The sequence below is a fragment of the Ruegeria sp. CL5 genome (genome assembly GCF_056536485.1).
The window spans coordinates 143,015-165,865 of sequence record NZ_JBQFPS010000004.1 but is presented as its reverse complement, the minus strand read 5'-3'; the positions used below and the strand labels follow the sequence as shown (position 1 = coordinate 165,865).

The 22,851-nt window shown below is 51.8% G+C and carries 23 protein-coding genes; 7 read left to right on the top strand and 16 right to left on the bottom strand.

All coding sequences use genetic code 11. The features are described 5' to 3' along the window. Positions 1 to 72: 72 nt before the first annotated feature. Both ACR0IU_RS08735 and ACR0IU_RS08730 read left to right on the top strand, forming a co-directional pair. Positions 73 to 1,173, top strand: coding sequence for an Acg family FMN-binding oxidoreductase (locus ACR0IU_RS08735; protein WP_480715969.1), 1,101 nt, complete (start codon positions 73 to 75; stop codon positions 1,171 to 1,173). After that, positions 1,163 to 1,612: a MarR family winged helix-turn-helix transcriptional regulator gene (locus ACR0IU_RS08730; RefSeq protein WP_480715968.1), complete on the top strand. Its 450-nt coding sequence runs from the start codon at positions 1,163 to 1,165 to the stop codon at positions 1,610 to 1,612. The genes ACR0IU_RS08735 and ACR0IU_RS08730 overlap by 11 nt, the downstream gene beginning before the upstream one ends. 37 nt (positions 1,613 to 1,649) lie before the next feature. On the opposite strand, the gene ACR0IU_RS08725 is transcribed toward ACR0IU_RS08730, so the two are convergent. The 9 genes from ACR0IU_RS08725 to ACR0IU_RS08685 form a co-directional block, all read right to left on the bottom strand. Then, positions 1,650 to 2,417: a hypothetical protein gene (locus ACR0IU_RS08725; RefSeq protein WP_480715967.1), complete on the bottom strand. Its 768-nt coding sequence runs from the start codon at positions 2,415 to 2,417 to the stop codon at positions 1,650 to 1,652. A gap of 48 nt (positions 2,418 to 2,465) precedes the next feature. Then, on the bottom strand, positions 2,466 to 3,638 hold the full coding sequence (locus ACR0IU_RS08720; protein ID WP_170547418.1) for an adenylate/guanylate cyclase domain-containing protein: 1,173 nt from the start codon (positions 3,636 to 3,638) through the stop codon (positions 2,466 to 2,468). 125 nt (positions 3,639 to 3,763) lie between these two features. Next, positions 3,764 to 4,264, bottom strand: a complete 501-nt coding sequence (locus ACR0IU_RS08715) for a CIA30 family protein (protein ID WP_480422596.1) — start codon at positions 4,262 to 4,264, stop codon at positions 3,764 to 3,766. Positions 4,265 to 4,329: 65 nt separating this feature from the next. Continuing rightward, entirely contained in the window at positions 4,330 to 4,782 is a 453-nt protein-coding gene (locus ACR0IU_RS08710; protein WP_480715966.1) for a TspO/MBR family protein, read from the bottom strand. A gap of 13 nt (positions 4,783 to 4,795) precedes the next feature. After that, entirely contained in the window at positions 4,796 to 5,299 is a 504-nt protein-coding gene (locus ACR0IU_RS08705) for an aggregation factor core (protein WP_170547411.1), read from the bottom strand. A gap of 137 nt (positions 5,300 to 5,436) precedes the next feature. Further along, positions 5,437 to 5,820 carry a nuclear transport factor 2 family protein gene (locus ACR0IU_RS08700; protein WP_170547409.1) on the bottom strand — a complete coding sequence of 128 codons (384 nt, stop codon included), beginning with the start codon at positions 5,818 to 5,820 and terminating at the stop codon, positions 5,437 to 5,439. Positions 5,821 to 5,964: 144 nt separating this feature from the next. After that, a complete protein-coding gene (locus ACR0IU_RS08695) occupies positions 5,965 to 6,345 on the bottom strand; it encodes a VOC family protein (protein ID WP_480715965.1) in 381 nt (126 codons plus the stop codon). Next, positions 6,346 to 7,359, bottom strand: a complete 1,014-nt coding sequence (locus tag ACR0IU_RS08690; protein WP_170547407.1) for a zinc-binding alcohol dehydrogenase family protein — start codon at positions 7,357 to 7,359, stop codon at positions 6,346 to 6,348. It abuts the gene before it with no gap. Positions 7,360 to 7,385: 26 nt separating this feature from the next. Beyond that, on the bottom strand, positions 7,386 to 7,676 hold the full coding sequence (locus ACR0IU_RS08685) for a putative quinol monooxygenase (protein ID WP_170547405.1): 291 nt from the start codon (positions 7,674 to 7,676) through the stop codon (positions 7,386 to 7,388). 104 nt (positions 7,677 to 7,780) lie between these two features. Here ACR0IU_RS08685 and ACR0IU_RS08680 point away from each other — a divergent pair, with 104 nt between their 5' ends. Then, positions 7,781 to 8,668 (top strand): LysR family transcriptional regulator, encoded by an 888-nt coding sequence (locus ACR0IU_RS08680; RefSeq protein ID WP_480715964.1) that lies wholly within the window; start codon positions 7,781 to 7,783, stop codon positions 8,666 to 8,668. Between the two features lie 17 nt (positions 8,669 to 8,685). Here ACR0IU_RS08680 and ACR0IU_RS08675 read toward each other — a convergent pair whose 3' ends face one another. The 3 genes from ACR0IU_RS08675 to ACR0IU_RS08665 all read right to left on the bottom strand — a co-directional run bounded on the left by ACR0IU_RS08675 (position 8,686) and on the right by ACR0IU_RS08665 (position 12,873). Next, positions 8,686 to 9,606 (bottom strand): haloalkane dehalogenase, encoded by a 921-nt coding sequence (locus ACR0IU_RS08675; RefSeq protein ID WP_170547401.1) that lies wholly within the window; start codon positions 9,604 to 9,606, stop codon positions 8,686 to 8,688. A gap of 254 nt (positions 9,607 to 9,860) precedes the next feature. Continuing rightward, on the bottom strand, positions 9,861 to 11,750 hold the full coding sequence (locus ACR0IU_RS08670; RefSeq protein ID WP_480715963.1) for an SLC13 family permease: 1,890 nt from the start codon (positions 11,748 to 11,750) through the stop codon (positions 9,861 to 9,863). A gap of 637 nt (positions 11,751 to 12,387) precedes the next feature. Beyond that, positions 12,388 to 12,873 (bottom strand): GNAT family N-acetyltransferase, encoded by a 486-nt coding sequence (locus ACR0IU_RS08665; RefSeq protein ID WP_170547397.1) that lies wholly within the window; start codon positions 12,871 to 12,873, stop codon positions 12,388 to 12,390. A 286-nt stretch (positions 12,874 to 13,159) separates the two neighbouring features. On the opposite strand from ACR0IU_RS08665, the gene ACR0IU_RS08660 reads away from it, so the two are divergent. Further along, on the top strand, positions 13,160 to 13,780 hold the full coding sequence (locus ACR0IU_RS08660) for a cysteine hydrolase family protein (protein WP_480456284.1): 621 nt from the start codon (positions 13,160 to 13,162) through the stop codon (positions 13,778 to 13,780). A 339-nt stretch (positions 13,781 to 14,119) separates the two neighbouring features. Here ACR0IU_RS08660 and ACR0IU_RS08655 read toward each other — a convergent pair whose 3' ends face one another. Genes ACR0IU_RS08655 through ACR0IU_RS08645 form a run of 3 tightly spaced genes read right to left on the bottom strand, consistent with a single transcriptional unit; the run spans position 14,120 to position 18,936 of the window. Further along, the gene (locus ACR0IU_RS08655; protein ID WP_480715962.1) at positions 14,120 to 15,244 is read right to left on the bottom strand and encodes an ABC transporter permease; all 1,125 of its coding nucleotides are present in this window, start codon (positions 15,242 to 15,244) and stop codon (positions 14,120 to 14,122) included. Continuing rightward, positions 15,245 to 17,944: a ribosome-associated ATPase/putative transporter RbbA gene (gene rbbA / locus ACR0IU_RS08650; protein WP_480715961.1), complete on the bottom strand. Its 2,700-nt coding sequence runs from the start codon at positions 17,942 to 17,944 to the stop codon at positions 15,245 to 15,247. Then, positions 17,941 to 18,936 (bottom strand): HlyD family secretion protein, encoded by a 996-nt coding sequence (locus ACR0IU_RS08645; protein WP_480715960.1) that lies wholly within the window; start codon positions 18,934 to 18,936, stop codon positions 17,941 to 17,943. Before ACR0IU_RS08645 ends, rbbA begins: the two co-directional genes overlap by 4 nt. A gap of 365 nt (positions 18,937 to 19,301) precedes the next feature. Here ACR0IU_RS08645 and ACR0IU_RS08640 point away from each other — a divergent pair, with 365 nt between their 5' ends. The 3 genes from ACR0IU_RS08640 to ACR0IU_RS08630 all read left to right on the top strand — a co-directional run bounded on the left by ACR0IU_RS08640 (position 19,302) and on the right by ACR0IU_RS08630 (position 22,611). Continuing rightward, complete coding sequence (locus ACR0IU_RS08640; RefSeq protein ID WP_170473712.1) at positions 19,302 to 20,282, top strand: nuclear transport factor 2 family protein; 981 nt, start codon at positions 19,302 to 19,304, stop codon at positions 20,280 to 20,282. Between the two features lie 143 nt (positions 20,283 to 20,425). Next, positions 20,426 to 21,379 (top strand): ornithine cyclodeaminase family protein, encoded by a 954-nt coding sequence (locus ACR0IU_RS08635; protein ID WP_170804870.1) that lies wholly within the window; start codon positions 20,426 to 20,428, stop codon positions 21,377 to 21,379. Positions 21,380 to 21,561: 182 nt separating this feature from the next. Beyond that, positions 21,562 to 22,611 carry a GFA family protein gene (locus ACR0IU_RS08630; RefSeq protein WP_480715959.1) on the top strand — a complete coding sequence of 350 codons (1,050 nt, stop codon included), beginning with the start codon at positions 21,562 to 21,564 and terminating at the stop codon, positions 22,609 to 22,611. Here the strand turns inward: ACR0IU_RS08630 and ACR0IU_RS08625 are convergent. Then, positions 22,608 to 22,847, bottom strand: a complete 240-nt coding sequence (locus tag ACR0IU_RS08625) for a hypothetical protein (RefSeq protein ID WP_480715958.1) — start codon at positions 22,845 to 22,847, stop codon at positions 22,608 to 22,610. The genes ACR0IU_RS08630 and ACR0IU_RS08625 overlap by 4 nt on opposite strands. Between the last annotated feature and the right edge of the window lie 4 nt (positions 22,848 to 22,851).

Sequence of the window (22,851 nt, the reverse complement as noted above, 5' to 3'; positions counted from 1 at the left end):
TACATCGATTGGGGTTGAAATGGTACGACTTCGTATTAATTTAGTACGATATCGTACTACTGGAGACTCAAGATGCCAAATCGAAGACGTTTTCTCAAGATTCTAGGCGGAGGCACAATTCTGACGGCAACGGGCGCGGTTGCGTTCCTCGCTACACGCACGCCGCATGACGCGCTGGCTCCGTGGACGCCAAAACCGTATGACGACCCACGCAAAGCTGCTTTGTCCTACGCAATTCTCGCCCCCAATCCACACAACTTGCAACCTTGGCTCGTTGAGTTGGTTGGGCAAGACAAGGTGCGCATCCATCGTGATCCTGATCGCGAGCTTCCAGAAACCGATCCTTACCACCGCCAGCTTTTTATTGGCCTCGGCGCATTTGTTGAGACTATGATCCTGGCGGCAGGTGCACAGGGATTTGATACCGAGGTCAAACTACTGCCAAATGGAGATGACGGACCTATCGCAGAAGCAGTGTTTGTTCCTGGCGGAGCGCCCGATCCACTCTCAGATCAAATCCTCAACCGACATTCCAACAAGGAACCGTACACTGAACAGCGCCTCTCAGCCGACCAAGTGTCTACGCTTGCCAACTATGCATCTTTGATTGCTGATGAGGATCTAGTGGGCCGTGTTCGAGACCTCACAAAACGCGCTTTCGAAATCGAAATGCGAACACCCCAGACCCTAAAAGAATCCGTCGACCTCATGCGGATCGGGAAAACAGAAATCAACGCCAACCCGGATGGGATTGAGTTACGCGATCCCATGCTGGAAACGCTGCGACTTACCGGCTTATTGGACAATGAGACCCTTATAAATGTTGACCACCCAGGCACTCAGTCTCACATGCGAGGCTACTTCGCTATGCTAGACGCGACGCCTCAATACGCAGTCCTCACGACAGCTACAAATACGCGAAGTGATCAACTCGAAGCCGGACGTCAATTGATGCGTTTCTATCTGAAGACAACCGAAATGGGGCTAGGCGTGCATCCGGTCAGTCAGGCCCTTCAGGAATATCCCGAGATGGCCGATGAATACGCTATTGCGCATGAGCTTCTTGCGTCACCGGGCCACACGGTGCAAATGTTGCTGCGTTTGGGGTATGGACCTGAGCCAATTGCCACACCCCGCTGGCCGCTGGAGACACGAATTCTGAATGAAGCCTGAAGATGAGACCAACGAAGTTTACCGGTTCTTCACCGAGGTCGGGATCATAAATCAACTGATCTCGACCAAGCTGGGAACGTTCTTACCTGGTCGAATGACGGCAACTCAATTTGGAATTTTAGGCCACCTGGTCCGGCGCCCCGAGGGAGAAACGCCACTACAGCTATCGAACGCATTTCAAGTGCCCAAGACGTCGATGACGCACATGCTCGCGAGCCTTGAAAATCTTACCCTGATTACCCTTGAAGCCAACCCCAATGACAAGCGTTCGAAAATCGCCAGGTCCACTCCGCAAGGCGCGGAGTTTTTGAAAGCTTGTACGAAGCGGATGTCGGAAGCCCTGGCTCCAGTATTGTCCGAACTCGGGTCAGGTCCGTTTCATGAGTCTTTGCCTAATCTGGCGCTCATTCGCGAAACTTTGGACAGTGAGCGCGACTAGCGGAAGCCAGCGTCGACCCAAGCAAATAGAAAAGCTCTCAGAACATCACGCAATCCGCGCCCGGCGGCAGCGGCGGCGATCCTTCTGGCAAGGTGGGCGTGTAGTCAAATGTCACAATCTTCGCGCCGCCATCGAATGCCACGAACAGTTGGTTGGATCCCGGCCTAATGGCGATGCCTTCTGGGTCGGTTCCGAACTCCAACAAGCTTTGCTGGGCGAGAAACTGGCCATCTGCCGTGAACTCATACAGGCTGTTTGACCCTTCCCAGTCGTCAACTATTAGCATGTGGCCGGTACGCGGATCAATCGCGATGCCCTGCGCCTCGCTCAAGGGCGGAGAGAGCTTCATGGTATCCAATCTCGCCGCCAGAGTGCCCTCGGTGGTGAACCAGGACAACCGTTCAGGGTCATCCTCGACAGTCACGATCTGTCCCGCGGCGTTGATTGCAATTCCTTCCGTATCCGCGAACCCACCTTCCAATTCGAAAGGCGCTCCCAGGGGTGATCCATCCTTGGTGACACGCTGAAGACTGCGGAGACCATCCCCCAGCAACAAGTGATCCCCTTCAACAGCAATTGCTTTGATCCGAAAGAGATCGCTGGATATTCGGCGCAACTCATCCCCTTGCAATGTAACGAGAATTGCTTCGGGCCCTTCGTTGGCAATCCACAAGCCACAAAACGTTGGTTCGTAGTCAAGGCTTGCGGGTTGGTTGAGCTCGTAGCGCCCAGTTTCGCGAAGCTCCAATGCCGTGGCCGGAGAAGCCCCAGCGCAGATCAGTAAGGCTATGGTTCTTGCAAACACTCCGGATGTTCCCGGAAAGGTATGTTGTTTTAAAAAACTATACCTAGATTATTGCGCCCCTTCAGTGAGAAAGAACAGCTCAATGGGTTGAGCAAGGCCACGTATTTCGTGATCCCCACAGCTAAAGAACATGTTCGGTGCAGCACTTGCAACGGCTGACGTCGCCAACACTCTCTGACCAATTGATTTTGTTAAGCTTTCAACTCGGCTTGCGACGTTCACCGCACCGCCCAGAACTGTAAAATCAAGCCTGCCGGGGCTGCCGATGTTACCGTAGCTGACCTGCCCAACGTTGATCCCAATTCCAATATCCAAGGGCGGTTTTTGGAACTCGTCTCGTCTAGTGTTGAGAGCTTTCAAACCACTCAGCACACTCTGCGCTGCAAGAGCCGCCATTCTGCAACGGTCGGCATGGTTTTTTTGAGCTTCAATAGTGAAGATCGACAGAATGCCATCACCCATGAACTTGAGGACGTCTCCACCGTTGTCTTCCACGGCGTTGACCAACAGATCAAAATAGTCGCTGAGCGTGTCGAAGACTTCTTCTTCCGTAGAGGTTTCGGAAAGTGCCGTAAAGCCTCGCAGATCAGAGAACATAACCACGGCATCCAGAGTTGTTCGCTCACCGCGCTTTATGTTGCCGCTCCAGACTGCCTCAGAAGGGCCATCTCCTAAATAGGTTCGAAGTAGACCTTTAGACGATTTTCGCATCGTCACAGGTTCCAAAGCGGAAGAAAGGGCCGGTAAGACCGCTTCAATCAGCCTTAAATGTTCCGGCGAGAATCCATCCGGCGCCTGTGTAACGAACGTACAACCATGCAGCGATCCATCACCGTAATAAAGCAATGTAGCGTAGTAGTCGGTGCCGCCTTGCTCTGCAAACTCCAAATAGGATGAATGCTCTGTTTCTGAGTCCAGTTGCTGGAGACTTTTGTGAAGCGGCTTTCTATTCGCCAGAATATACTCAAATGAGCTCCCAACATAACCATCGGTCAATGTCGTCTCATGGGTGACATCGTAGCTGTCGGTGCCGTTGGGAGTCCAAACCACACCCCAAGCAATAAGCAATGGATTGGCAAAGCGTTGGCCAATGTTTACTCGCCAAAGCGGAACTCCGGCTTCGACCAAGGAGGAACAAAACTGTGACACCACTTTTACAGGATCGCCAGAGCGACGACCTTCTGTGATCATCCATTCGGTTAGTCGAGTGACTTCTTCCATGGACCCAAGTTAGTCGCATGAAAACGATGAGCAAAGACTATTGGATTGGCAACGTCGCTTGCTTCTTTTGAGTCGCCTGATCTGGCTGGTTCAAAGAAGATTGGAGCGCTGCGCCCAGGCGACCTTCAGTAGAAACCAATCTCGCTGACATCTACGCTGGCCTCATGATCGCGCCCGAAGGCTACAACTCCAACTGAGGTAATTTCGTCAGCAACGGGAATAGCGCGCAATATGGCACCAGAAGCCTTGAAACCTGACAAAGGCAAGTGAACTTCGGTCCATTCGTCAGAAGTTGCGAAAGCGGCCTGATAGTATTGCCACGGAAGCACCGTGCCGCGTGTTCTGAGGTGAACGAAATACTGCTCACCGTTCCCCCGTACCAATAGCCTGACGCCTGATACACCCTCATCTGGTCGATCAGACAACTTGCGCCGGAACTGGATGAAGCCGCCGTTGTTTTCCGTACTGACGGTTCCGGTCAGCCGCGCGAATGCAACATCACCTTCCGAACGAAACTGCACTTGTCCTGAGGAAACTCCTCCCATGACGGTGTCGGCAACGTAGTCCCAACGCGTCTCTGGAGACTTGGAGAAGTCTTCGGTTAATTTTTCATCAGCCTGAGCCATTGTGCATCCGATGATAACAAGACCAGAAACAAGCCCAATGAAGTTGGCACCCATATTGTTCCTTCTCAGTTCAGTATCGCAATGGAAAGGTTCAGCGCCGTGGCAAATGCAACCCATACACAGTACAGCAGGAAAGAAAGTGCGGAGACGGGGTCTGAATTCCTAACCTGAGTGATGAACATCACGATGACAGCCAACAACGCGACAATGACCAAAAGGGCAACCCACGGCAGTTGCAGTACGAAAAAGGTCGGGGACCACAAAAGGTTCAGCCCCATCTGTGCCCACCACAGCTTCATGGCGGTCGCACTTCGGTCTGTTTCTAACTGGCGCCAACCCGCCATAGCGATCAAGACATAAAGCACCGTCCAAACCGGCCCAAAAATCCAATTTGGTGGATTGAAAGCAGGTTTAGAAAGCTGCGCATACCAATCCCCGGGCGCGGTCAATATCCCAATCAGGATGCCGCCTCCCAACACGAGCGCAAGAAATGCTATGCGGACCATCCAATTCGACATTGTGGGATAGCTTTCAGCAATCCTTGGTCGTCACGTTGACAAGCGCTTCGGAAGAGAAGGTCGCAGTACTGATCTCATCGGCATCGGTATATGACACCGTGGCACCTTCGATCTCCGACCCCGTTACAGTGATTTCGCGTTGCCCAATGGTGTCGTCTACATCGATGGTAAAAGCTAACCTGTCCCCGGCTGCGAGGGAGGCGATTTCAAGTTCAATTGTATCTTGCCCATCCACGACCGCTGGAATTTGACGCAGAGCATCCGCACCCTCAACAAATTCGAGAGGTTGGAAGACCTCTACACCCGCGCCTTTTTCGGTAACGTCGAAAATCAGACGCCCGGCAGATTGCGACAAGTCAATTTTGAGAGTCGAGGCTTGTACTTCGCAAGCTCCGACATTTGTCAAAACAAAACGGTCCTTGGGTGCGCCTTCTATAAAGCGAATTTGTACACCAGCTTGAAGCGAAGTAGCTGCAAATAATCCAAGGGTTGCCGCAAGAATACTCTTCGAGAACATATTTATCTCCTAACTAAACGGTTCTTGATAAATACGCGTCGGCGGGTTTCTTGGATCAGACTAATACACTTTGACTATAGTGGTTTAGCAGACAGGAGCTTTCGAAGTTCAATGACTCCGCAGTCAGAACGGCGAAGTCAAAACATGCCATTGCCATTCTCGCTGTTTGCTGGAACTTCCTGAAGAACGTCCCAGTGTTCGACAACCTTCCCGTCGACATCTAGGCGAAAAATATCGATCCCTGCGTACTCTAGACCATCGGGCCAGATTTGATGGCAATGCAGAATAACGTGATCGTCTTCAGCAAAGGCACGTTTGATGTCCACACGCTTTCCCGGGTATTCGGCGGCCATGCGCTCGAAGTACTCGACAAAGGCTTGCTTGCCGTCGCCAACATGCGGGTTGTGCTGCGTATAGGTATCACCAACAAAGGTTGCTATGGCCTCGGCAGGTCGACACTCGTTGAACATCATTTCGTAGAAAGCTATGACGTTTTTCTTGTTTGTTCCGAGGTCCGGCATGCTGATCTCCTAATCGACGTTTGTGCCGCCCAAAAACGTTGGTCCGCGTAATTCTTGGAAGCAACCTGGCAAAGATCTCAATCACTAATCGGCAAGAGGTTACGCGCGTGATTTTGCGTTCCGACTATTTCGAGGGTTTGTCCCTTACTCGACTTCTTCGAAGTCTATATGAATATGATTTCCATCAGGATCGGCAACATGGATTTGGACCATTCGAGCGCCCGGGACGTCAGTTTTGCGGTACTTGATCTGACTCGAGCTCAGTTTTTCTTCGAATGCGCTCAAGCCCGTGGCTGAGAGCGAAAAATGCTCGAGCTTGAGCTTCACTTCGGAGCCGACATTTGGCGTTCCCTCATGACCCACAAGGTGGACCACGGCGTCATCACCCGCGTATAACCAAGCTCCGGGGAACGGAAAATCAGGGCGGGGCCCAGGTATCAAACCCAGGACCTCTTCATACCAAGCAACCATCTCAGGCAACCTGGTCGTCACGATGTTCACATGATCCAGCCGCTCAATTCTCATCTAAAACCCCTCAAGCACGAGCTTTCCTTTGGCCTTGCCGCTTTCGAGGATAGCATGCGCTTTCATTAAGTTTGCAGCATTGATTGTACCAAGTGTATCGGTTGCTGTGGATCTGATCTTTCCGTCATCTATCAACCCGGCGACCTGATTCAGGATTTCGCTTTGACGGTTCATATCTCCAGTCCCAAAAAGCGACCGAGTGTACATGAACTCCCAATGCAATGAGATCGATTTGGGTTTGAACGGCGCGATGTCGAAGGTCTCAGGGTCATCGATCAACCCAAAGCGACCTTGAGGTGTCATCACCTCTCCAGCTTGGGAAGCATAAAGCTGGGAATGGTTTGTCGAATAAATGAAATCCACGCTGTCGATACCGAGAGCCTCGAGTTGTGAGCCAAAAGGTTCCGCATGGTTGATGACATGGTGTGCGCCAAGCTCTCGAACCCAGTCTTGTGTCTCGGGTCGGGACGCAGTGGCAATCACCGTCAAGTCAGTAAGAGCCCGCGCCAATTGAATGGTGATTGACCCGACACCGCCTGCGCCACCAATAACCAGCAACGTATTGGTCCCGCCGGAAACGGCATCTTGAACTCGCAAGCGGTCGAACAGCATCTCAAAGGCAGTAAGTGTCGTTAGCGGCATCGCCGCGGCTGCTTTTGCAGGTATGGATTTTGGCGCTGACCCTACGATACGTTCATCTACCAGATGAAACTCGGCATTGGTTCCCGGTCGGTTTATTGCCCCGGCATACCAAACTGTATCTCCCGGACTGAAAGTCTCAACCGTTTCGCCAACTGCTTCGACGATCCCTACTGCGTCCCACCCCAGAATATCAGGTGCTGGACCTACAGGAGCACGTTTTTGACGAATTTTCGTATCGACTGGGTTCACTGACACGGCCTGCACCTTCACCAACAAGTCGTGCCCTTTCGGCGTAGGTTTGTCGGCCTCGAAGTCGATTAAGGCGTCCGCCCGATCAATCGACCCTGTCTCAGGGTATCCCACGGCTTTCATAACGTGCTCCTTTGTCCGGTTCTCTATCAACCGATGACTGTCATCTCATTCAACGTGAATTCTGCAACGGCGCCCTCTGTTGCTTCCAGATAAGCCGCAAGGTGCTGAGCACCCATGTGGGTTTGCCAAAGCTCTCGGCTTTCCCAGTTTTCGTAGAACACGAAATGAGCCGGGTTGTCGTTGTCCTGGTGCAGGTCGTAGTTAATGCAACCCTCTTCGGATCGGGTTATGTCGATGAGCTTGGTCAGCTCGGCCTTTACGAGGTCAATCTTGTCGGGGTTGGCTTTGATGTTGGCGACGATTGTCAGCTTGGCCATTGGAATAGGTCCCTTGTGTTCTAGAGCGATGTGCCAGGTTTACGCCGCAGTCCTTTCGGGATAAACAGGGCGAGATCGAACATATAATCCGGAAATTCCGTTTAATGCTTTTAGACAATCTTCGCTTGTTTCTCACTATAGCCGAGAAAGGAAGCCTTGTGGCCGCGGCGCGGGAGACAGGGATGTCGAGCACGACAGTGTCCGAGCGGCTCGCGTCTCTCGAGGCACATTACGGAGTGGTTTTATTCAACCGAACCACCCGTTCCATCAGCCTGACTGAAGAAGGCCGGGTACTAGCCGACGGTGCAAAAAGCGTACTCGGTGAGGTTGCGGACTTGGACACACTTGTTCGGCATGGTGCCGAAACTCTATCTGGTCCAATTCGCATAAGCGCGCCTATCGATTTGGGGCGGAGCTTTGTCTCCGAAGTTATTGCCGAATTCACCGAAGAGAACCCAGCCGTCTCAATCGAACTGTCCCTCTCAGACGGCTACGTCGACCTCGTAGGCCAGGGTTTTGACCTCGCAGTTCGCTTCGGCAACATCACGGACAGCTCGCTCAGGTTGCGAAATCTAGGAAGCTACCTACGCTTCGTATGTGCGTCCCCAAGTTACCTGGCCTCATTCGGAACGCCCGAAAAACCAGAAGATCTGTTAAACCACAACTGCTTGGTCATGAGGTTTGGCGACATGATCGACAACGTTTGGGAGTTTGGATCAGGACCAAATGCCCAGCGGGTATCGGTAAAAGGAAACCGAATAGTCAATGATGGTTCACTCATCCGCGATTGGGCGATTGCAGGCCATGGGGTCGTACTGAAGTCCGAGCTGGATGTCGGCGACGATGTTCGATCTGGCAGACTTATTTCTGTCTTGCGCGATTTCCTTCCACCGCCGAAACCTTTGCAAATGATGTTTCCGCCGAGCCGAGCCCAACCACGTCGCATAACGGCCTTAGCTGAGCATTTGCGTCGCAAATTTGGTGTGAGTTAAAGCCGCAGGGGAAGTCACTAATCTGACAGCAGCTGTGTTTGCTCAATGAATTTCAAAGTCGCCTGTGCCAGCTCTGTGCCAGTATCTTCTTGAATGAAATGCCCCGCTTTAGGCACAACGGCATGGTTTTGACCAACTGCCCCAGGGATCGACTTTTGGAACAGTTTGTCTTCCCCCGCCATGACCCTGTCATCTTCTCCAAAAACAGTCAGAAACGGGGTGTTTAGGGTCTTGAGGGTTTCCCATGCGGCTCGGTTGGCTTCAGAAGCTGGATTATCAGCTGTATCGGGCACCAACATTGGAAACTCTCGAGCGCCTGTCAGGTAGCGCGCATCCGGAAACGGTGCGTTATAGGCTGCGACCTCTTCATCGGAAATCTTCGATGTTGTACCGCCGAATACAATACGGCCCGAATTAAATTCAGGCACGGATTGTGAATATTCCCGCCATGAAAGAAATGCTTCCCCCAAAGGCACGTCACCGGTGGGCAAGGCCGTGTTCGCCACAACTACACGAGAGAAACGCTCGGGCATACTCGCGACCAGCCGCAAGCCTATTAGACCGCCCCAGTCCTGGCAAACCAATGTGATGCCCGTTAGGTCAACTTTCCGCAACCACTCGGACATCCAGTCTACATGGCGTTGGTAGGTGTAATCGAACCGCTCGGTTGGCTTGTCCGACCGTCCAAACCCAATCAAATCAGGAGCCAGAACTCGATGGCCCGCATCTTTGAATAACGGAATCATGTGCCGATACAGGAAGCACCAGGTTGGCTCTCCATGCATCAACAATACGGGCGGTGCCTGTTCCGGTCCCTCGTCCAAATAGTGCATTCGGAGACGACCGCCTTCGGTATCATCCACATCAAGATAATTCGGGCCGAATGCGAAATCTGGCAACCCGTCAAACCGATGGTCAGGTGTTCGAAGGAACTTCATTGTGAACTCTCCAATATGCCGAAGGTATTGGCCAAGCAACAGTGATCGATAAAACAAAGACGGTCCAGTACCAGCGTATGTCGACGTCAGGTTTGCATTTGTTCGCCGCCCTTCTTCTGTTGCTCGCAGCGAAGGTCTATTTGTATAGATCTCGGATCTTCTGCTCCAACAAAAGGATTGGTCTCAAAGACCTCATCTTGCCAGTTCTCCTGAGCTGAAGCAGAGTTCATCAATGCGGATCGCCAAGAAGCGCATCAGAAGAAGAGCGCAAGTCCGCTCATTGAGACAACCAAGAAAAGTAGAGTCATGATTCCACCTGAGCGAACGAAATCGGCCACCCGGTAGCCTGCCGGGCCCATGATCAACGCGTTCACTTGGTGTGTTGGGATCAAAAATGAGTTGGACGTTGATATTGCCACCGTGAGAGCAAACACAGCCGGATTGCCACCCGCGGATACGGCAATAGAAACTGCTAGTGGCACCAGCAGGACAGTTGCGCCTACATTGGACATGACCAGCGTGAACGCCGTTGCCAAAACGGCGATCCCTGCTTGCAAAGACCAGATCGGCCACCCCTTCAGAAGGGCCAACACATGCGCTGCAATCCAATCCGCAGTGCCGGTGTTCTGAACCGCCTGACCTAGCGGGATCAGTGAAGCGAGTAGAAAAACAGTACTCCAACTTATCGACTCGTAGGCTTCGTCAATCGAGAGCACACGGCTCAACACCATCCCAATAGCGCCGATCAACAGGCACAATGACAAGCGCAGATCAGAGAATAGAATTAAGCTCAACGCTATTAGGAAGAAGGCGAGCGCCCATCCGACCTTGTGTGGCCGTAACTCTTCCTGGGGAAAATCTGAAGTTACGACGACAAAATCCCTGTCCGACTTCAGTCGTGTCAGACGGTTCCACTGCACATGAACCACACACGTATCACCGGCCTGCAAAGGGACTTGCCCGATATGCGTGGCTGAATGATCCTCGGTCTCAACGTGGCTTAGTGTTTCTTCGCCACGCTGAATGGCCAACAAAGACAAACCATGCGTTTGACGAAGACGCAAATCAATCGGAGTCTGGCCGATCATTGAAGAACCGGGAGGAATAACAACCTCGGCCACTCCCGATTGCGTCGCAGCGAAATCATCCGCAAAGACATCTAGTTGGGGCAGGATCTCCAAGCCGTAGGGCTCAGCGAATTGATGCTCAACCACCCGACGCAGGCCAAGCACTGCGAGCCGCGCCGGGGCTTCGATCTTGGTATCAGCCATCGGCGCGATGACCTTGTGGCCGCGATAGGATGTGCCAAGAATGTACATGTTATGGGCGACCATTAGATCTGCAAGCGTTTGCCCTATGATGATCGAGCCTTCAGGAACACGTATCTCGAACATATCGGCCCTAAGTCCGTATGTGTTTTCGACATAGGCCTGCATGGACCGAGCCGAGCTTGCGTCTTCTCCACGCTCCCGCTGCGCCGGAAGGACCCAACGACCAAAGAGCACAAAGTAAAGCACCCCTGTCAGCACGAGCATCACACCGATAGGCGTGACTGAAAACAACCCAAATGTCTCCATTTGTTGGTCAGCCGGAAGGGATGAGTTTGCTGAAACAATCAGGTCATTCAACAGGATCAGGGGCGATGACCCGACCAATGTAATCGTACCACCCAGTATCGCGCAAAACCCCATAGGCATCAGCAATCTACTCATCGGGATTTCTGTACGTGCTGAGATGCGGCTGACAACAGGCAGAAAAAGCGCAGCAGCTCCGACGTTCTGCATGAAGGAGCTGATGACGCCAACCGTTGTTGAAATGATTGGGATAATCCGGGCCTCAGTCGTGCCACCATTCTTGAGGATCAAGGCCGCAACCTTTGACATAAGTCCGGTCTTATCAAGCCCAGCCCCAATTACCATAACTGCGATGATGGACATCACAGCGTTCGAGGAAAAACCTTCAAAGAGCCTGGAGACATCGGCAAGATTACCTAGCCCCGGTAGATAGCTCAGTGCGCCAAGCAGCACCATTACAAGAATTGCTGCGACATCGATCCGTATAATCTCGGTAACAAAAAGTAAGACCGTAAAAGACAATAGACTCAATACGGCTATCATTTCGTACGTCAGTGCTGGTAATTCCATATCGCGCTCCCAACCTGACGTTACCTGACAACCTGCAAATACGAAGGACCAACTCTGCGCGGCAGATAAGGCCAAAATCCATCAGACCGCCTCAAGCGGCTCGGTTTCTTGTATATGGTATCTGCTGAATTCTGGAATCAGCCAACTCAAAGAGACGCTGATGACAAACCCATAGGCTTCACTTAGACACCGCAATCCGAAACGAACTTTCAGTATTGCAAGATTATAAACATATTAGTTTGCCGTGTCGTCTTCATTCATATTCAGTCAGTTTTGCTTGCCGAGTCGGGAAGGTTTTATGAAATCCGCAACTAACTGATTGTAGGTGCGCGCATAACGCTGCATACCTAACACTGATTTTATTCAGAAAATCTGGGGGCCTTCGCCCATAATTTTGCGCAGCATTTGCCCATAAGTTTGCACGGTTCACTATACGCGCTCAAACTTCGATTGTCGTAGCGCAATTCGATCAACTTTAACGCATCAAAACTCAATCAAACGTGCATTCTGAATGGTATAATTCAACCCAAAACCGAACAACACAACTCAATTGCGAGGTCGCGGCAGATCCCGTTCAATGTAGCGTGGCTCGGTCGGCCTTGCATGTACACTCACCGTGGCTCAACCAAACAACGGTTCAAAGTTGCATAGACATTTCGTGCCAGGTCATTCCTCCATGATCAGAGGTTGATGGACGAAGATAGTTGTACCCAAATCTCTGATAAAGCGGGACGTGATGCTCTTTGCACATAAGGTAGATCGCGGATTTACCCATTTTCCTCATGCGGCCGACGAATTCAGTCATCAATGCCCGCGATAGGCCTTTTCCTTGATGCTCCGGATCCACGACGACAGACATAATAACGACATTTGGCGCGTCGGGGTCATGCCCAGCAAGTTCTTTGAATTCCTCGTCAGACATTTCGACGTTGTATGCACATCCGCAATTCACAAAGCCGACGATCTCGCCTTCGACCTCAAAAACAAGGAAACCATCGGAATAGACCTCGATTCTCTTTGCTATCTTTTCGAGGGTAGCCGCTTCGTCGCCTTCATAGGCATCAGTCTCGATCTCAAAGCATCGAATTGCATCAGAGGGTTGGGCGTTTCGAATTCGGCTCATGCATTTACACTATGAACGATAGGTCAAGTTGTATAGCCGCCGTCGGTTTTGCTCGCACCATTGTTCAATCTGCGCTCGGCGCAGACTTTCTCTGCACATACCCCTCGCGGCAGCATTGCGGACAATGTTGCCCTAGGCGCGAACACATGCTTTTCATTACACAACGACGCCGCGCACCCTTGACCGTAATCACTTGCACATTTAGTCAAGTTTGATCTGCCCGCTGGGACGACCCGGCCAAGCAAGGGCGTTTTTTCAGGACGACCTGGCAAATTAGAGGTCGAACATGACAACTAAAACCAAACAAGCCAGGAAACTGATCGAGGGTAGACCTGCCCTAATCGTAATCGACATTCAAAAGAGCACGTTTATTGATGACAGCGAAGTACGCTCCATCGACAACATGCCGGGCTACAAAGAACGCATGATCGCTGCGCGTGATTTGGTTGATGCCGCACATGATTACAATGTTCCAGTCATTTTCATCCAAGAAGTCCATCGTCCCGATAGGATAGACTTCGGCCGTGAACTGGATGGTGACGAAGACATACACTGTCTCGAAGGTGATCCAAGAACGGAAGTTGCAAAAGATGAGATGGGATATCGCGAAGGTGACTACATCGTACCGAAGCGACGGTATTCTGCATTTTTTGGCACCGATTTCGAAATCCTGCTGCGCGGTTTAAAAGTAGACACACTTTTATTGTGCGGCGGTTTGACGGATGTTTGTGTGCACTGCACATTTGTCGATGGCCACCAATCAGACTACTTCTGCCGCGTTGTAGAGGACTGCGTTGGCGGGTCATCTGTCCAAGCCCATGAAGCTGCTCTCAAAGCAATGGAATATCTACAAACTGGCGCTGTTCAGAGCCGAGAAGTAGTAATCAGTGCGATTACGTCGCTCTAAGTTGCAATCGAAACGTTTGTGCCCGTTGGGGTGCACAGTTTTTTGGGTGCGAAAACGGGCAGAGGTTTTTGTCGCTTGAACGCCTTGGACTTGCCCATTTGATGCAGAAGGTATCGACACTTTCAATACAAACCTTTGAGTTTGCGACTAAAGCCCTTGAAAACCTCTATTGCATCGCAATCCAGCCGTCAGCGCGAATAATGCGAACAGGACTAGAGATATTGAAGCTAACGCTCAGACAGACGCTGATGCCCTGACTTCTGCCCAGCAGATTTCCAAACTGACTTCAGAGGCAGATCAGCTATCGCTCCAATCTGTTACTGCCAACGGATTAAAGAGCTAGCTGATCTGCGCAAGAGAACGCCGAAAAAGCCGTAGGCTCATTAGTAACAAAGCGACTCCTAACAACGTCATCCAAACGAATTCCGGCCAGACAGTCTCAATACCAGCGCCTTTGAAAACAATAGCCTGACTTGCTGACATGTAATGGCGTGACGGCAGAACCAAAGTACCCGCCTGCAACCACGCCGGTTGCCCTTCAATTGGGGTCTCTCCACCTGAAAGCATTAGCATTGGCAGCACAATCAACATGACCAGAAGCGCGAACTGCGCCATTGAGCGTGCAATGGTTGCCAGAAACACCCCAAGCGCCGTCGCAGTAAAAAGAAACAACGCCGTGCCAACCAAAAACAACATCTTGGATCCAGCGATACTAATACCCAGAGAACCCTGCATCACAAAGGTTAGTGAAAGACCAGCCGCGACCAAAACCACTGCTGCATTCGCCCAAATTTTGGCAAAGGCAATGTCAAATGGAGCAAGAGGCATGGCAAGGAGATGTTCAATAGTCCCGTGCTCTCGTTCTCTAATCATTGCCGCTCCGGTCAAAATAGTTGTGAGCCACATGATCTGGCCAATCAGAGCAACGATACCAGCAAAACGTACAGTATCTCTATTTGGGTTGAAGGCGCTTCTTAGAATGACACTGATTGAGGGAGCATCTACTAGATCGATACCAATTGCATAGCGATGTATTTCAGCGCTCAAGATACTGGTGATGTAGTTTGCACCAATACCGGCCTGTTCCATAGCGGTTGCGTCAATAAGAACTTGAATCTCCGGACTGCGCCCTGCGCGCAGGTCCTTCTCGAATCCGGGGGGCACAGCCACAACGAAAATAAAGCGCCCAGCGTCCATGTAGGCAGCTCCTTTTCCGGGTTCGATTTGGACGACCGGTTGGAACTCTGGTGGGAAAAACGCTGTGGCAAGTGCTCGAGAAAGTGGCGAGTCGTCTTCATCCGCAAACGCTATCGAGGCATTGTTTACAGAACTTGCCACTCCCGTTGCTTCCATGATCGGGGCCAGCGTGAAAGACCAAACCAACAATGCCATCATCACCCAATCACGGCGCAGGCTCATCACTTCCTTCAAGCCTAGCCAGAATATGCAGTAGAAGCGTTGCATTCACTTCTCCTGCGCTCGAAGACATAGGGCTGCGATCAGTGTCAGAACTGGTCCGAAGCAGGCGAGAGCCAGAATGTCTGGCGCAAGGGCCTCCCAACCCAAACCTTTAGTGAAGGCACCGACGTTTAGGTGTAGGAAATATGAGGAAGGCCAAAGTGAGCCCACCACTTGTGCGCCTCCTTCAAGCGTTGAAACAGGTTGCAACAGGCCTGAGAACTGGATTGTTGGGACAACTGAGGCGATGGCAGTTGCAAATGTCGCGGCCACCTGACTGGATGTCATTGTAGCGATCAACAGCCCGTAGGATGTCGTTGCCCAAACGTAAAGAAGGGCACCAACAGCCAAAGGGAAAGGATTTCCTTTTAGCGGCACCCCGAAAAGAAAAACGGTCATTCCGGCCAAAAGCAGAAAATTTGCGTAGGCGATCAAAATGCACGGAATTTGTTTGCCGACTAGAAATTCAAGCCGCGTGGTTGGTGTCACGTAGAAATTGACAACTGACCCCAGTTCTCGTTCCCTTGCTACGCTTACGGCAGTCAAAACAGCTGGCAACATAATCAGTAAGATAGCAGGCATTGCCGGAGCCATCGCGGCGATACTTTCAAAGCTCTGATTGTAGCGAAACCGAGGTTCGATCCTGGCGATATCTATCTGGCTTTTGCCATTGTTAAGGGCATATTCCGCGAAAAATGATTGGTGCAATCCGGAAACATAACCTTCAACCGTCTCACCCTTAAATGGGATAGCACCGTCTACAGTTGCAAGTATCTGGGTTGGTTCACCCGTACTCATCTTTCGGTCAAAGTCAGGTGGTAACTCAACAACCAGAGAGACCTCACCTGACACTAAACGGTCGCGCCCTTCGCTGGCGCTTTGCAGCGGCGATGTGGCTTTAAAGTAGGACGATCCGGCGAATTCAGCCGCATAAGCACGACTCTCCGGCCCCTGAGAAAGGTCAAGTACCGCGAATTCAAGCTCATCGATATCCAGCGTAATTCCAAAGCAAAAAACCAACATTAGAATAGCAGAACCCAGAAACGCGAAAGCCAGACGCACCGGGTCACGAGCTACTTCAACGGTCTCGCGCCGCGCATAAGCCAATACACGAGAAAACGCTCCTCCCCCGGCGTGGGATCTGGCCCTGAAACCGACCTCTGGCGCGACAACAGAGACTGGTTTTTCTGCTGCTTCCAATATCGAAATGAAGGCGTCTTCAAGGTTTTCCGCCCCTTCAACGGCGATCAGTTCAGCCGGAGTACCTTCCGCTAGAACTCTACCAGCATGCATAAACGAAACGCGATCACAGCGTTCCGCCTCACCCATGAAATGAGTGGACACAAAGATCGTTACCGACTCATTTCGCGACAGCTCAATCAACAAGTCCCAGAAGGAATCGCGCGCCTCTGGATCCACACCGGATGTTGGTTCGTCGAGTATTAGCACCCGCGGACGGTGGATCACTGCTACGGCTAGCGACAGTCGCTGTTTGATCCCTAGAGGCAGTGCCGTCGCCAACGTATGCCGGTGCTCTTCGAGCCCAAAGCGCTCAGTGAGTTCCGAAACACGTTGTTCTCGGTCGGCAATTGCAAATATCCGCGCATGCAATTGTAGGTTCTGGTGGACCGACAACTCGCCATACAAGGAAAAGGCCTGACTCATGTAGCCTATTTCACGCCTCATTTTTCGGTCATATGCATCGACAGGGTTGCCAAACAGCAGTGCTTCACCTGAGCTGGATGGTAACAAGCCAGTCAACATCTTCATTGTCGTGGACTTGCCGCAACCGTTTGATCCTAGAAACCCGAATATCTCTCCGCGATTGATTGTGAAGTCGACGTTGTCTACGGCCGTGAAATCACCAAAGCGTCGTGTCAGTCCACGCGCAACTATCACTGGGCTTGCTTCGATCTTCCCATTCGTTTTGTTTTTCCCCGCCGGTTCGACAGGCAACTCCCGTGCTCTCAGACGCCGATATGCAATTTCGAGGTCGTCATCACTCCCTTTCAATTCGGCGGGCTTCCCATGAAAGATGACTTGACCCGCGTCCATCGCGACAATCCGGTCAAAACCGTCGGCTTCTTCCATGTACGCCGTTGAAACCAATACCGACAGTTCGGGGCTTTTTGCTCGGATTGCATCAATCAAAGCCCAGAACTGCCGACGCGACAACGGGTCGACCCCGGTCGTTGGCTCGTCCAAAACCAAAAGTTTGGGGTCATGGATTAACGCACAGCAAAGACCTAGTTTTTGCTTCATCCCACCCGAGAGCTTGCCCATCAGACGGCCTTCAAACTGCGCAAGCCCTGTCGCAGCCAATAGCGCTGCGATACGGTCATCCCGCTCTGAATGCCCTTGAGCAAAGAGACCTGAGAAGAACTCAAGGTTCTCGCGTACAGACAGCTCCGGATACAGGTTTCGACCCAGCCCTTGCGGCATGAACGCGATGGCTGGGCAAATGCTGTGTCGATGACCAGAATCGCCAATCGGGCCGCCTAAAACGTCGATATTGCCGGATTGCAGTTTCTTTGCGCCGGTGATCAAACCAAGCAGTGTAGACTTTCCCACCCCATCCGGCCCGATAAAGCCAACAAGCTGGCCGCCTGGCAGTTCTAACGAAACAGAATCCAATGCGACATGCTTGCGATAACGGTGCGTAACACCTGAAATGTGAATATCGCAAGCGTCATCCTCTACTCTCATTCGAACAGCTCTTCTGGGATGCGTTGTTCAAGCGCCTCAGGCCAAGCAGCGGCTGGGTTCAGCCGGATCACCGCGATACCGCGCAGACCGGTTTTGACGTGCTCAAGCCGACTTTCAACCAAGTCTATTGGGATACGGACGCGAACGCGAAAAACCAGTTGCTCTCGCTCATCCAGGGTCTCGACCTGTTTGGGGGTGAATTGTGCCTCGGGAGAAACAAAGCTCACGTATGCAGGTATCGCATATTCCGGCAATGCGTCGAGCACGATGCGAGCCTCAGCTCCAATGGGCAAAAGTCCGGCTTCACGCGCCGGAAGAAAAACTTCCATGTAAACATTCTCAAGGCCAAGAATAGTCAGGATTGGTTCGCCTGCGCCAACGACCTCTCCGGGTTCTGCAAGCCGGTAAAGCACGCGGCCGGGCAAAGGTGCCACTAAAGCGCTGTCTTCAATCTGTGCTTCGATCCTGCGTACTTCCGCCTCAGCGGCAGCAATACGGCTTTCTGCGGTTGCAACTCGGGCTTTGGCGGCGCCCAATACTGCTGTAGCAACCTTATGAGTGGTATCGCGATCTTCAAAAATAGTTTTAGAGATATTTTGACCTGCCAGCAACGCCGTGGCACGATCAAGCTCTTGCTCGGCCCTGCGCTGTTCGCTTTCGCGTTGCACAACGAGCGCTTCTGCTTCGGCCCTTGTCTGATTTGCCAAGGCTACTTCGGCTTTAGCCCGGTCCAGGGCCGCAGATAGCTCGTCTATGTCCATTTCAGCCAGGATTTGACCGGCTGCAACCATACTGCCCTCTGTTGCCGTTACCGTCGCAACCCGACCTGCATTAGTTGGTGCTATTTCGACTTGTTCCGCTTCAACCCGCCCGTTCCCTTTCACAAATCCGACCGGTAATTCATTGCCATCCTCGGCAACAACGACATACAGCAACGCACCAGCAATTACTAAACCAGCCAAAATAAGAAAAACCGATAGGTTTTTGGTCATAGCGTTTCACCTGAAACAGGGTTTCTGGCGCAGAGTTTAGTGTCTCAAAAGACTCAAAGCCTTGTTTTGGATCAAAACCGATCCGGGCACCTCAGTTCCAAGCAATTGTTTGTATGAACACTGGTTTGGGTGTTGCAGGCTCTTTCGCGGTGGGTTGGAAGAAGTAGACGTGAAGCGCTTTTGTTATCAGTTTGGTATTGAAACGGGTTGTCTTTATGGCCGCCCCGGCTTGGCCTACACTGACAGGACCTCAGAAATCGAGATTTCGAGAAAGGTTCTGCCATGATACGCTTCTATAGAAACTGGACGTGCGAAGGTCATGTTTTTCGAGGCAGTTTTCTGGCTATCGACGCGACGGTTTTGGCATGAGAGATACGATCAGCCCCTCTTCGGAACTCGCCGCTATAGTGGCACGATGGATCAACGCCTACGGTCGGGGCGATGGGGAGACGGTGGCACATCTATTTTCTGACGACGCTGCCCTGTCATACTTTGGCTCAGCACACGGCGAGGCTTGGAAAGGCGATGCGCTGCGTCGCGGTATGGAGCAATACATCGGTGAGGTTCCACGGTTCAAGTGGCACCCAAAAGACCTGAGAGGATTTGAATGCGGATCACTCGGTTGGGTCGAATGGGAAGCAAGCATTGAGGGTATTGAAACAGGACAGATCGCGCACCTGCGTTCTACGGTCATTCTGAAACTCGACAAAGGGTCCTGGAAGATTGTGCACGTTCACAATTCCCTACCGGTCAACAACGTAGAGGGATTTGGGTATGAGGCCAGAGGCTTTGAGGAACTGCTTGATGCCGCCCTCTCTACACCCCACGAACTCGGCCAAAGTGGTATAGCGACCATCATGTTCACCGATATCGCGGACAGCACAAAAATCGCTGAGGCTATAGGCGATACGCTTTGGAGCGACGCCCTTGGAAGACATCTGCGACTTGTCGAAACGCAGATCGTCGGGAGTGGTGGACGTACGGTGAAATCACTGGGAGACGGGGTGATGTCGTCTTTTGCTTCTGCAAGGGCAGCATTGCTGGCAGCTCAAAATATTCAACAGGCGAACGCGGCGGAAACAAACGAGCCAAAGTTGCGGGTTCGCATCGGCTTGCATACCGGCGAAGTGATAACTTCTGATGCTGATCACTTCGGGACTGTTGTCAACAAAGCAGCACGTATAGCCGCCCTGGCAGCACCAAGTGACATCCGCGTCTCGGATGCCACACGGATCATGGTGGGCGGATCACAGGAGTTTCAGTTTGCCGAGCAAATGACTGTTCCGCTTAAAGGTCTCGAAGGAGAGCATACAATTTTCAAACTCAACTGGCTTGAGACAACTTGAGACCGTAAGCATGAAAACAGAAATCCCAGTGCAACGAATAATGTACTCGAGTGAAGTCCCAATCTAGACACCCAAAGCTTATGTTAACACGCAATTTGATAGCCTAATCGGGAAGCCGGGTTGTAAAATGGAGCGGCGCCAACATGACTTCTGAAAGCAAAATTACTTATCTTTCTGACAAAGACTTGGAAGGTTTAGGTATCCAACCTTCGGAAGTTGCTGACGCGATTGAATCTGCGCTGATAGCCAAGGCAAGTAAGCAGCTTCATACGTCCCCCAAGACAGCCATTTTGCCCGGGGATGGACGGTACGCAATGTCGACCTTGGCAGTAGGAGATGATGGGTTCATCGTGACCAAACAGGTAACGGTGTGTCCGAACAATCCGGCAAAGGGGCTCCCTGCAATTAACGGCGCTATCATGGTAATGGACGGGCAAACCGGGGTTCTCCGGGCAGTCTTAGGGGCAAATTGGGTAACGGCTGTTAGAACAGCGGCGCTGTCAGTCGTCGCCGCGCGTCGACTTGCTGATCCAAATGCTGAGACAGTGGCTTTTGTTGGGGCCGGCGTGCAAGCTCACTCCCATTTAGTTGCGTTTTCCGAGGTTTTCCCATTGAAAAGCATTCGTGTGTTCGGACGTGGCAAAGCGAATGTCGACAAGCTTTGTCGCCGGGCTCGGGATATGGGCCTCGAGGCCCAAACAGCCACCAGTGCCAAGGACGCCTTGCGGGATGCCGATCTGGTAGTGACATCAATAACTTTGGACTATTCCATCGAACCTTTTCTGGATGCCCGATGGCTAAAGCCGACTGCCTTCGCCGCCATTACAGATGCCTGCATTCCGTGGCTTCCAAAGGGTATGACCGCTTTCAAAACCGTTATTGTTGACGACCGAAAACAGGAATCTGAAAGCGACAAACCAATGCTGCCATATCAGCGAGTAACTGGAGATTTGACGGAAATTGTCTCGGGAGCAGTCGATACCACTTTAAGCGAGAAACCGGCTGCATTCGCTTTCAGAGGGATTTCTTTGGGAGATTACGCCACAGCGGTACTCGCAGTTCGACGGGCGGCCGAGGCACGAGCTCGGCAAGAATAGGATTCTTTCGGCTTTGGGCTCAGCGCTGCCATTTTCTGCGATGAGCATGATTGACCGCTCGCAGCCCCGAACGGTCTTTCAAAGTTGGAAATTAACACCTCAGCCACCGTGGCTCGCTCCGACCGATTTTATGCTAAAGTAAGCAGGCACCAATTGGAGATTTTTAGCTCGGAGCAACGGAGATGGAACGCAAATTAGCGGCCATTCTGGCCACCGATATAGTCGGTTTCGCAGGATTGGTATCACGCGATGAAAGCGGAACATTAGCTAAGTTGGTTCGACTAGAACGTGAAATCATCGGCATGCAGGTGGAAGCAAACCGGGGTCGTGTTTTTAAGTCTACTGGCGATGGGTTTTTGGCTGAGTTCTCGAGTGTCTTTGAGGCGGTCAATTGTGCAATCAACATTCAACGAGCGTGCGCGCGCGAAGCACGCCAATCGAACAGTGACGACCCACTCATTTTACGCGTCGGAGTTTCGCTCGGTGATGTCGTTGTACACGGCGACGATATTCTCGGAGACGGCGTAAATACTGCCGCACGGCTTGAGGCAATAGCGGAACCAGGTGGAATCGCGGTTTCAGGAGAAGTAATGGCGCAAATAGCGGGCAAGATAGATCTTCCGCTGGCGGATTGCGGTCACAAAAGACTCAAGAGCACTGATACTCCAATACATGTCTACATGACCGTTTCAGAACCCGGCGAAGAAGGGGGTTTTCTGGATTTTGATGAAGATGAATTGGCCAAAACCTTAGTGACAGGTGGCTGCATCTGTGGGTTGGTCCGGTATGAAATAAACGCACCCGCCATAAGCACAGGGTATTGCCATTGTAGTTGTTGCAGAAAATTTTCTGGTTCAGCAGTTAATGCATGGGCGGCCTTTCCCGCTTCTGCTGTTCGATTTCTCACCGAGGAACCTCGATACTTCGCAACTACGCCAATAGCAAATCGTGGCTTTTGTGCCAAATGCGGCGCAAGCCTAACTTATAAGCTCGTTAAGCCAAGAGAAACGGCCTATCTGGTCCTGCATACATCGAGCCTCGACCAACCAGAAAACTTTTCTCCTTCGGTCCACTCTGGAATAGAAAGCAAAATGCCATGGTTTGATATTTTGGATGACTTACCTCGCACAAGGTCTTCGGACTCTAAAGTTTTGCAAGAAGCATGGTCAAGTGTCGGTCTACCAGACCCTGAAACTTGGGGACCTTTGGCTAAGCCGCCTGAGGTTTTTTAGTGATCGAGCGATTTCTGCTTTATCCGCAAAGAGAACACTCCTAGCGTTTGAAAAATGACAACATCGAGCCCAATGCGGGCGCCCATCCGACGGCAGTGCGGCTGCACAAAGACTGAACGCTCGGAGACCAGATCGGTCGGTCGTTTTCCCCAGACTTCCAGTGTCCCCGGCTCACGATCTACTGATCGGTTCGATTTCCATTGAAGCCATGTCGCAGCGTTCAACATTTCTAACATGCGA